Genomic DNA, 10,809 nt, shown 5'->3' on the forward strand with positions numbered 1-10,809 from the left:
TGGCTGACGTCGGCGGCGAACCGGCGGTCCCGCTCGATCCGCCGCACCAACTGGTCGACCATGTGGTTGAACGAGGTGGAGAGCCGGGTGAGGTCCGGGTCGGTGGTGGGGTCGAGCCGGGTGGCGATCGTCGCAGGTGATGGTGTTGGGCAGCAGCCAGGGGGCGAGCCAGCCGCCGTCGTTGCCGCCCAGGTCGGTGAGGGCGAACTCCGACCCGGCCGGCGTGAAGTGGAACGACCCGCAGTTGTTCACCCCGACCGCCCCGACGTTGCGCGCGTCCACGTTCGCGAAGGAGGCCGAGCCGGCGGTGCGGGCGCTCACCACGGAGGTGCCGGTGCCGTCGACCCGGATGTCCCGGAAGTGGACGTTGCTGATCGAGACCGCGTCCTTCACGGGCCAGTCGCTGACCAGCATGATCGCGTTGTAGGTGTTGTCGAGGTAGCGGTCGCCGACCACCTGGATGTCGGCGTCGATGCTGCGGTCCAGCGCGTAGAACCAGATCGCGCCGAGGCCGATGTTCCAGTTCAGGTCGTACGTGCCGGCTCGGACCGTGGTGTTGCCGGTGATGCGGAGCTGCCCGGCGAACGGCTCGGCGCCGAACCGGGAGCCGATCTGGATGGCGCTGCCCTCGCGGACCGGGTCGGCGATGAGGTTGTGCGAGACGGTGAGGTCGGTGCCGCCGTAGAGGGCGATGCCGTTGGCCAGGACCGGGGACTGCACGGTGTTGTGGTCGAAGGTGTTGTGCGCGTTGCCCGTCCGCTCCGACCACATGGCCAGGGCGTCGTCGCCGGTGTTGCGGATGAAGCTGTGCGAGATCGAGGAGTGGGTGACGCCGGTGTGGAAGTTGAGCCCGTCGGCGATCTGGTCGGCGATGACCGTGTTGGTGACCCGCAGGTCGGTCATGGGGCCGTCGAACCACAGCCCGACCTTGGTGTGGTGCAGGTAGAGGCCGTCAACGGTGGAGTGGTTGAGGGCCCCACCGATGGCGTTCACCTGGTCGGTGTCGATGCGTTCGCGGACGTCGCCCTCGATGGCGAAGCCGGAGAGGTGGACGTTGCGGCTGCCTCCGTCGGCGGCGTCGCGGCCGTAGAAGCCGACGCCGGTGTGCACCGAGCCGTCGGGGGCTGGGGTGTCCAGGGCGACCTCGCGGCCCTTGACGATCGTGTACCAGCTGCCGGCGCCCGCGATCGTCACGTCGTCCACGGTGAGGTGGCGGTTCACCTGGTAGGTGCCCGGCGGCAGGTACAGCGTGCGGTCGACCCGGCGGGCGTACGCGATGGCCCGGTCGAACGCGTCGGCGGACTCCCGGCGGCCGGTCGGGTCGGCCCCGAAGGCCAGGACGTTCACCGCGTGGGGCAGCACCCGGGGCGGGGCGACGAGGTGCGCGTCGAGCAGGTCGATCACCGTCCACGCGGCGGCCGTGCCCGTCGGCGCGGTCAGCCGGACCACCTCGCCGGCCCGGTGGGTGCGGCCCAGCAGCAGGCGCTGCTCCTCGTAGAAGTGGTGCGGCCGGAACGGCTTGGTGATGGTGGGCGCGGGCGTGGTGGCCGCCGGCACGCAGGAGCACTCGGTGATCCACCAGTCGGGGTGGAGCAGGTCGGCGCCGGGGTCGTTGGTGAACGGGTACTGGTTGTAGAGCCAGGCGTACTGCGAGGTGAGCGTCATGGTGCGGGCCGGTCCGCGGCCGACGGTGACGCGCAGCGGCGCGGTGATCCCGCCGCCGCCGGGCGCGTCGGGAATGCTGTACCGGACGGTGAGCGCGTTCGCCGCCCGCGGGAGGGTGAACTCGACGTACTGGCCGGGTGCGAGGCGGACGGCCCGCCGCCCGGACGCCTCCCCGGCGAGGGTGTACGCGGCGCGGTCCGGGCCGATGACCGTGCCGGTGGTCCGGGCCTGTTCGGCCTCCTGCTCGACGAAGTCCACGGTGGCGCCCCGGCCGGCGACCGATGCCGGGTCGAGCCCGGCGCGGGTGACCACCGGGCTGGGGCCGGTGTGGCCGGCGGCCAGGGCGGCGCTCCCGGTCGGTACGGCCAGCGCGACGGCGGTGGCCGCCGCCGCGAGGATCCTGGCGATCGGCACGGCCGGGCGCCGGCCCGCCGCGCCTTCCACGCTCCGCTGCATCGGACTACCCACTTTCACCGGGGGACGGGGGAGACGGTGGTGGCATCGGCGCGGCTGGAAGGCACCGGCCGAAAGGTGCCTCATGTTATTCCTGGCGTTTGTCGATATTCAAGCTTCTGTCTGTTCAAATCTTTCGGGGCTCGGTGGAGCCCGTCGGCCCGCCCGGGTGGCCGACGGCGGCTTGGATCAGGCAAGAGTGCCGCCCACCCTTGTTCATTTCTTGCAAGAAAATGACGTACGATTGCCGCCGTGACGAAGCGGTTGACGGAGGTGGCCCGCAAGGCGGGCGTCAGCGAGGCCACCGTGAGCCGGGTGCTCAACGGGCGCGGTGGTGTGTCCGAGGCGACCCGGACCGCGGTGCTGACCGCGCTCGACGTGCTCGGCTACGAGCGCCCGACGAAGCTGCGCGGCGAGCGGGCGCGGCTGGTCGGCCTGGTCCTGCCCGAGCTGCAGAACCCCATCTTCCCGGCGCTCGCCGAGGTGGTGACCGGGTCCCTCGCGCAGCGCGGCTTCACCCCGGCGCTCTGTGCCCGCACGATCGGCGGGGTGTCCGAGTCGGACTACGTCGAGATGCTCCTCGACCACCAGGTCTCCGGCGTGATCTTCGCGGGCGGGTCGTACGCCCTCGCCGACGCCACGCACGAGCACTACCGCCGGCTGACCGACCGGGGCCTGCCGGTGGTGCTGGTCAACGCCGGCGTCGACGAGCTGGGCTTCCCGCGGGTCTCCACCGACGACGCGGTGGCGGTCGAGCAGGCGTACGGGCACCTGCGCTCGCTCGGGCACGAGCGGATCGGCATGGTGCTGGGCCCGGAGGGGCACGTCCCGTCCCGGCGGAAGCTGGCCGCGATGATCCAGGCGGCGGGCTGGGCCGACGACACCACGTACGTCGAGCGCTCCAGCTTCTCGATGGAGGGGGCGCGGGTCGCGGCGAGCAAGCTCATCGAGCGGGGCGTCACCGGCGTCATCTGCGCGAGTGACGTGCTGGCCCTGGGCACCATCCGGGCGGCGCGGCGGCTCGGGTGTGCGGTGCCCACGGACGTGTCGGTGGTCGGCTTCGACGACTCCGCGTTCATGACCTGCACCGACCCGCCGTTGACCACCGTGCGGCAGCCCATCGAGACCATGGGGCAGGCCGCGGTGGACCTGCTGGTCACCCAGATCGAGGGGGCCGGCGTGCTGCACGACGAGCTGCTGTTCGAGCCCGAACTCGTGGTGCGCGGCTCCACCGCGCCGGCCCCCGGCCGCTGACCACCGCCCCGGGGCGCCGCGGTGGCGCCCGGCCCCGAACCGCCGCCCGCCTGACCTTCCGACGACGCCTTCGGCCGCCGACCGCGCAACCGCGGTCGGCGGCCGTTTCTCGTTGCTGCCCGCCGGGACCTCAGGGGACGGAACCCGGGACCGGATCTGCCGGCGTATCACTGTCGACATCTGTCGTCACAAAGTCGTGTCCTTTCACATCACGATCGAAACCTTGCCGCAACTAGTCCGTCTCGCTACAGTGACTCCACTCACACCCGGCCTCGACGCCGGGCGGTGGCGATCACGGCAAATCAAGCGAAGGCCATGGATACCCCGTTCCCCCGAAGGGATGGACAGATGTCCGTACCGCAGTACCGGAAGGCTGCGGCGATAGCGCTCGTGGCCGGCCTGGGGCTCAGCCTGACGGCGTGCTCCACGAAGAGCGACGACGCGGCGAAGGACGCCAGCGGCAAGGTCACCATCACCGTCGACTGCCAGCCGGTCGGCGCCCAGAAGGAGCTGCTGAAGAACTGGAACGACGACGTCGCCGAGTTCCAGAAGCAGAACCCGAACATCGTCATCAAGAGCGTCAGCGTCGGCGAGCAGTGCAACAACCCGCCGGACTTCACGGCCCGCCTCGCCGGCGGCACGGTGACCGACGTGTTCTACGGGTACATGACCGATCTCCAGCAGGTGCTGGACTCCGGTCAGGCCATGGACATCACGGAGTACGCCAACAAGGACACGATCCCGACCTGGGACAGCGTCGACCCGGCGCTCAAGGGGGTCTTCACCGACGGCGGCAAGCTCTACGCCGTCCCGGTGAAGAACTACTCGATGGGCCTGGTCTACAACAAGGTCCTGTTCCAGCGGGCCGGCCTCGACGTGAACAACCCGCCCAAGACCTGGGCGGAGGTCCGGGAGGCGGCCAAGAAGATCTCCGCCCTGGGCAACGGCATCGCCGGCTACTCCGAGTACAGCGCCGGCAACACCGGCGGCTGGCACTTCACCTCCCTGCTCTACTCGCAGGGCGGCCAGGTGCTGACCGAGGACGGCAAGAAGGCCGACTTCAACAACGCCATGGGCAAGCAGGTCCTGCAGAACCTCAAGGACATGCGGTACGGCGACAACAGCATGGGCGCCCGCCAGCTGCTCCAGTGGGGTGACCTGCTGACCAACGCCGGCGCGGGCAAGGTCGGCATGTTCATCGGCGCCCCGGACGCCACCCAGGCGATCGTCAGCCAGTTCCAGGGCAAGTTCCAGGATTGGGCCATGGGTCCGCTGCCCGGCCAGGACGGTGCCGCGAAGGCGACGCTGGGTGGCGGCGAGGGCTACTTCTTCAAGAAGGGCCTGACCCCTGAGCAGGTCAAGGCCGGTCTGAAGTGGATCGCCTACCAGAAGTTGACGCCGGGCAAGGGCCAGTTCGACTACGTCCGGGCCAAGCCGCAGAACTACCCGGTGGGTCTGCCCCAGCCGCTGCTGTTCGCCAACGGGAGTGACGCGCAGAAGAAGGAGCTGGAGCTGCGCAAGGCGAACGCCAACGTCGACACGGCGAACTTCGCGATCTTCGAGGCGAACCAGGTCCCGATCAAGGGTGAGCCGCGCAACGCGCAGGCGGTCTACGCGGTGCTCGACGCGGCGATGTCCGGGGTCCTGACGAACCCGAACGCGAACATCGACGCGCTGCTCAAGACGGCCGAAGACAAGGTCAACCAGCTGCTGGTCGCCGGCAGCTGAGCCCCCGGGTGTGGGGGCCGGCGCGCCGGCCCCCACACCCCGCCCGTCCCGTCCGGTCACCGACGTCCGCAGGAGAAGCCTTGGCGATCACCACCGTCCCGGGTACCACCAGGCAACCGGGTCGCCCCGAGCCGCCGTACCCGACGAGTCGCCGCCGGACCAGCCTCGGCCGCAAGGTACGGGACAACCTCAGTGGACACACGTTCCTGATCGGGGCCGTCGTCTGCTTCGCGGTCTTCTCCTGGTACCCGATGGTCCGCGGCATCGTGATGAGCTTCCAGCGCACCCGCCGCGGCGAGACCACCTGGGTGGGCTGGGACAACTACGCCCGCATCATCGCCGACCCGAGCTTCTGGACCGCCTGGAAGAACACCTTCTACTTCACGTTCCTCGCGCTGGTCCTCGGGTACGCGGTGCCGTTCTTCGTGGCGATCCTGCTCAACGAGTTCCGCCACGCCCGGGGCTACCTGCGGATCCTGGTCTACCTGCCGGTGATGCTGCCGCCCGCCTCGGCCCTGTTCCTCTTCAAGTTCTACGCCTACGACCCCAGCGAGGCGGGCCTGTTCAACGCGGTCCTCGCGGCGCTGCACCTGCCGACCTCGGAGTGGATGCAGTCACCCGGGATGACCATGCCGGCCATGGTGCTCGCGTCGACCTGGATGAACATGGGCAGCGCCGTGCTGATCTACCTGGCGGCGCTGCAGAACATCCCCGGCGAACTCTACGAGGCGGCCGAACTCGACGGCGCCGGCATCTGGCGGCGGATCCGGCACGTGACCATCCCGCAGACCCGGCTGATCCTCGCGCTCCTGGCGATGATGCAGATCGTCGCCACCATGCAGCTCTTCATCGAGCCGCTGATCCTCGCCAACGGCGCGGGCACCGGGGACTCGGCGACGTCGGTGGCGTACCTCATCTACCAGCACGGGTTCTTCCAGAACGACCTCAACGGCGCGGCGGCGCTCGGCGTGATCATGCTCGTCGTGCTGGCCGGCTTCTCCGCCGTCTACGTGCGGCTGACCGCGAAACAGGACTAGGACGGACGAGGAATGCCACAGGACTCCGGGACCCGGACCCTCATCTCCCAGGCCCAACTCGAACGGGGACGCGGCCGGATCATCTATTGGACGCTGCTCGCCGTCGTCGTGGTGGGGTTCACGCTCGTCTTCATCGGGCCGCTCTACTGGATGGTCACCGGCGCGCTCAAGTCCGGCCAGGAGATCGCGCAGACGCCGCCGTCGCTGTTCCCGAAGGACCCGCAGCCGCAGAACTACGTCGACGCGTGGCACAACCTCGACCTCGCCAAGCTGCTGTTCAACACGTTCTACTACGCGACCGGCGCCGTGCTGTTCCAACTCGTCCTGGACACGGCGGCCGCGTACTCGCTGTCGAAGCTCCGGCCGGTCTTCGGCAACGCGATCCTCGGCCTGATGCTGGCGACCCTGATGATCCCGGCGATGGTCCTCATCGTCCCGCAGTACGTGACGGTGATCGACCTGCCGATCCTGCACCTGAACCTGCTCGACTCGCCGTTCGCCATCTGGCTGCCCCTGGTCGCCAACGCGTTCAACATCTTCCTGCTGAAGCGGTTCTTCGACTCGATCCCGGAGGACCTCATGGCGGCGGCCTTCGTGGACGGGGCGACGCCGCTGCGCACGCTCTGGTCGATCATCCTGCCGATGTCGCGCCCCATCCTCGGCGTGGTCTCGATCTTCGCGGTGACGGCGGTCTGGAAGGACTTCCTCTGGCCGAAGCTGGTCATGCCGTCGCCCGAGACCCGGACGGTCAGCGTGGGCATCTACGCCTTCGCCGGCGGCACGCCCATGAACGTGGTGATCGCCGCCTCGGTCATCGCCGCGATCCCCACCGTCGTCATCTTCCTGATCTTCCAGCGCAACATCATGTCCGGCCTGACCACCGGCAGCCTCAAGGGCTGACCCGGCCGGACCCACCGGCGAACCCTCCCGCGGCGACCGACGACCGTTCGCCCGCCACATCCAGGTCCGGCGAACCCGCCGACGTACCGACGCAGAAAGCAGGTGCTCGTGTCCACAGCAGACAGCGGTCCGTGGTGGCGTGGAGCGGTGATCTACCAGGTGTACCCGCGGAGCTTCGCCGACGGTGGTGGCGACGGCATCGGCGACATCGCCGGCATCCGGTCCCGGCTCCGCTACCTGTCCGAGCTCGGCATCGACGCGATCTGGTTCAGCCCCTGGTACCCCTCGCCGATGGCCGACGCCGGCTACGACGTGGCCGACTACCGCGACATCGACCCGGTGTTCGGCACCCTCGCCGAGGCGGAGGCGCTCATCAGCGAGGCACACGAGCTGGGCATCCGGACCATCGTCGACATCGTGCCGAACCACTGCTCCGACGCGCACCCCTGGTTCCGGGCGGCCCTGGCCGGCGGGCCGGACGCGCCCGAGCGGGAGCTGTTCTGGTTCCGGCCCGGTCGCGGCCCGAACGGCGACGAGCGACCCACCGACTGGGTGGGCGAGTTCGGCGGCCCCACCTGGACCCGGACCGTCAACCCGGACGGCACCCCCGGCGACTGGTACCTGCACCTGTTCGCCCCGGAGCAGCCGGACTTCAACTGGGACCACCCGCGGGTGCGCGCCGAGTTCGAGGACGTCCTGCGGTTCTGGTTCGACCGGGGCGTGGACGGCATCCGGATCGACTCGGCCGGGCTGCTGGTCAAGGACGGCACGCTGCCCGAGACCCGGCCCGACCGGCCGCACCCCTTCCGCGACCAGGACGGGGTGCACGAGATCTACCGGGGCTGGCGGCGGGTCGCCGACTCCTACACCGGCGACCGGGCCCTCATCGGCGAGGTGTGGCTGCCGGACCGGCAGCGGTTCGCCAACTACCTGCGCCCGGACGAGCTGCATGCGGCCTTTAACTTCGACTTCCTCGGCTGCGCCTGGGACGCGTCGGCGCTGCGTGAGAGCATCGACGGCACGCTCCACGCGCACGCGCCGGTCGGCGCCCCGGCCACCTGGGTGCTGTCCAACCACGACGTCACCCGGCACGTCACCCGCTACGGCCGCGCCGACACCCGGTTCAGCTTCGCGGCGAAGCGCGAGGGCATCCCCACCGACCTGGAACTGGGCACGCGCCGGGCCCGGGCCGCCGCGCTGCTCTCCCTGGCGCTGCCCGGCGCCGCGTACGTCTACCAGGGGGAGGAGCTGGGGCTCTGGGAGGTCGAGGACATCCCGTTCGAGCTGCGCCAGGACCCCATGTGGGAACGCTCCGGCCGGGTCGACCCCGGCCGGGACGGCTGCCGCGTGCCGCTGCCGTGGGCCGGTGACGCCCCGCCGTTCGGGTTCAGCCCCGACGGCGCCACGGCCGGGCCCTGGCTGCCGCAGCCTGCCGACTGGAAGGACCGCACGGTTCGCGCCCAGACCGGCGACCCGCACTCGATGCTGGAGCTCTACCGGGCGGCCATCGCGATCCGCCGGTCCGAGGCCGCGCTCGGCGACGGCGCGCTCACCTGGCTGCCCGCCCCCGACCAGGTGCTCGCCTTCGCCCGGGAGCCGGGCCTCACCTGCCTGGTCAACCTCTCCGCCGCCGCCGTGCCGCTGCCCGCCCACGAGCGGCTGCTGCTGGCCAGCGGCCCGCTCGACGACGACCGGCTGCCGCCGGACACCGCGGTCTGGCTGCGCACCGGCTGACCCGTCCCCGGCGCCGGCGGCCCCTCCGCCGGCGCCGCCCGCCGCGCCACCCGAACAGGAGGGAGGGGAGGAAACCACCGCACCGCACGGGGGACCTGGCCATCCGACGAAAGGGAGCGCACCCCTCATGGCCGACCACACCACCCCGCACCATGCCCGTCGCGCCCGGCTCCGCGCGGGGCTCGCCGTCCTCGCCGGCGCCGCGCTGGCCGCCACCTCCGTCACCGTCGTGGCGCTCACCACCACCGCCACCCCGGCCCGCGCCGCCGGGCTGTCCCCGTTCGCCATCGCCGGCCGCGGCGCCACCGTCGGATTCGTCGAGCAGGAGGCGGAGAACGTCGCGCACACCGGCACCCGCATCGGCCCCGACCGCCGCTACGGCACCCTCCCGTCCGAGGCGTCCGGTCGGGAGGCGGTCACCCTCGACGCCGCCGGCGAGTACGTCGAGTTCACCCTCACGGCGCCGGCCAACGCGATCACCTTCCGGTACAGCCTGCCGGACAACGCCGCCGGCACCGGCCGGGACGCCAGCATCGACCTGCGCGCCGGCGGCACGCTCGTCAGGTCCGTGCCGGTCACCTCCCGGTACGGCTGGTACTACGGCGGCTACCCGTTCAACAACAACCCGGGCGACACCAACCCGCACCACTTCTACGACGAGACCCGCACCCTGTTCGGCACCACGTACCCGGCCGGCACGAAGATCCGCCTCCAGGTCTCCTCGACCGCCCAGTCGCCCACCTTCACCATCGACCTGGCCGACTTCGAGCTGGTCGGCGCGCAGATCACCAAGCCCGCCGGTGTGCTGGACGTGGTGACCGACTTCGGCGCCGACCCGAGCGGCGCGACCGACTCGACGGCGAAGTTCCAGGCCGCGGTCGACGCCGGCAAGGCACAGGGGAAGGTCGTGTGGATCCCCGCCGGCACCTTCACCCTCTGGGACCACGTGGTGGTCGACGGGGTGACCCTGCGCGGCGCCGGTCCCTGGTACTCGGTGCTCGGCGGCCGGCACCCCACCGACCGCAAGCGGGCCGCCGGCATCTACGGCAAGTACGTGCCCGGTGGCGGCTACAGCGGCGAGATCCGGCCGCACGAGGCCGGCGGACCCAGCCGCAACGTCACCCTGCGGGACTTCGCCATCATCGGCGACATCCGCGAGCGGGTCGACGAGGACCAGGTCAACGCCCTGGGCGGGGCGATGTCGAACTCGGTGGTGGACAACCTCTGGTTGCAGCACACCAAGGTCGGCGCCTGGATGGACGGCCCCATGGACAACTTCACCATCCGCAACAGCCGGATCCTCGACCAGACGGCCGACGGGGTGAACTTCCACTGGGGCGTCACCAACTCCACGGTGACGAACACCTTCGTCCGCAACACCGGTGACGACGGCCTGGCCATGTGGGCGCAGAGCGTGCCGAACGTCAACAACGCCTTCACCTTCAACACGGTCGGCGTCACGATCCTGGCCAACAACCTGGTCACCTACGGGGGCCGGGACATCCGGATCACTGACAACGTGACCGCCGACTCGGTCACCAACGGCGGCGGCATCCACGTGGCCAACCGCTATCCCGGCGTCAACGGCCCGACCGCCGTCGCCGGCACGATCACCGTCGCCCGCAACACCCTGATCCGCAACGGCAACTCCGACTACAACTGGCGCTTCGGCGTCGGCGCGCTCTGGTTCTCGGCGCTCAACGAGCCGATCCAGGGCGCCACCATCGCCGTCAGCGACACCGACATCCTGGACAGCTCCTACGCGGCGCTGCACTGGATCGAGGGGCAGACCAGCGGGATCAGCCTGAACAACGTACGCATCGACGGCGCGGGGACCTTCGCGCTCCAGGTGCAGGCGCCCAGCCAGGTCAGCTTCACGAACGTCCGGGCCACCGGCATCGCCCAGGCGAACCCGATGTACAACTGCGTCGGCAGCGGCTTCCAGATCACCCAGGGTGCCGGCAACTCCGGCTGGTACTCGGCCAGCCCGTACTGCGGGCCGTGGCCCGAGCCGCAGTGGGGCAACGGCCCGCAGTAC

At 70.6% G+C, this 10,809-nt stretch carries 6 protein-coding genes and 1 pseudogene; 6 read left to right on the forward strand and 1 reads right to left on the reverse strand.

Annotation, left to right across the window (positions count from 1 at the left end):
• Positions 1–96 precede the first annotated feature (96 nt).
• Positions 97–2,121: pseudogene (locus tag F8274_RS27225) on the reverse strand (glycosyl hydrolase family 28-related protein); the annotation flags it as partial.
• 249 nt (positions 2,122–2,370) lie between these two features.
• Here F8274_RS27225 and F8274_RS27230 point away from each other — a divergent pair.
• The 6 genes from F8274_RS27230 to F8274_RS27255 all read left to right on the forward strand — a co-directional run.
• Entirely contained in the window at positions 2,371–3,372 is a 1,002-nt protein-coding gene (locus F8274_RS27230; RefSeq protein WP_151465221.1) for a LacI family DNA-binding transcriptional regulator, read from the forward strand.
• 348 nt (positions 3,373–3,720) lie between these two features.
• On the forward strand, positions 3,721–5,100 hold the full coding sequence (locus tag F8274_RS27235; RefSeq protein WP_151465222.1) for an ABC transporter substrate-binding protein: 1,380 nt from the start codon (positions 3,721–3,723) through the stop codon (positions 5,098–5,100).
• Positions 5,101–5,180: 80 nt separating this feature from the next.
• The gene (locus F8274_RS27240) at positions 5,181–6,137 is read left to right on the forward strand and encodes a carbohydrate ABC transporter permease (RefSeq protein ID WP_151465223.1); all 957 of its coding nucleotides are present in this window, start codon (positions 5,181–5,183) and stop codon (positions 6,135–6,137) included.
• A 12-nt stretch (positions 6,138–6,149) separates the two neighbouring features.
• Positions 6,150–7,037 carry a carbohydrate ABC transporter permease gene (locus F8274_RS27245; protein ID WP_151465224.1) on the forward strand — a complete coding sequence of 296 codons (888 nt, stop codon included), beginning with the start codon at positions 6,150–6,152 and terminating at the stop codon, positions 7,035–7,037.
• Positions 7,038–7,145: 108 nt separating this feature from the next.
• Complete coding sequence (locus F8274_RS27250) at positions 7,146–8,771, forward strand: glycoside hydrolase family 13 protein (RefSeq protein WP_151465225.1); 1,626 nt, start codon at positions 7,146–7,148, stop codon at positions 8,769–8,771.
• Between the two features lie 127 nt (positions 8,772–8,898).
• Positions 8,899–10,809, forward strand: a 1,911-nt coding sequence (locus tag F8274_RS27255; RefSeq protein ID WP_151465226.1) for a glycosyl hydrolase family 28-related protein, incomplete at its 3' end; no start/stop codon positions are given.

The organism is Micromonospora sp. AMSO31t (assembly GCF_008868175.1).
Lineage (GTDB): Bacteria > Actinomycetota > Actinomycetes > Mycobacteriales > Micromonosporaceae > Micromonospora.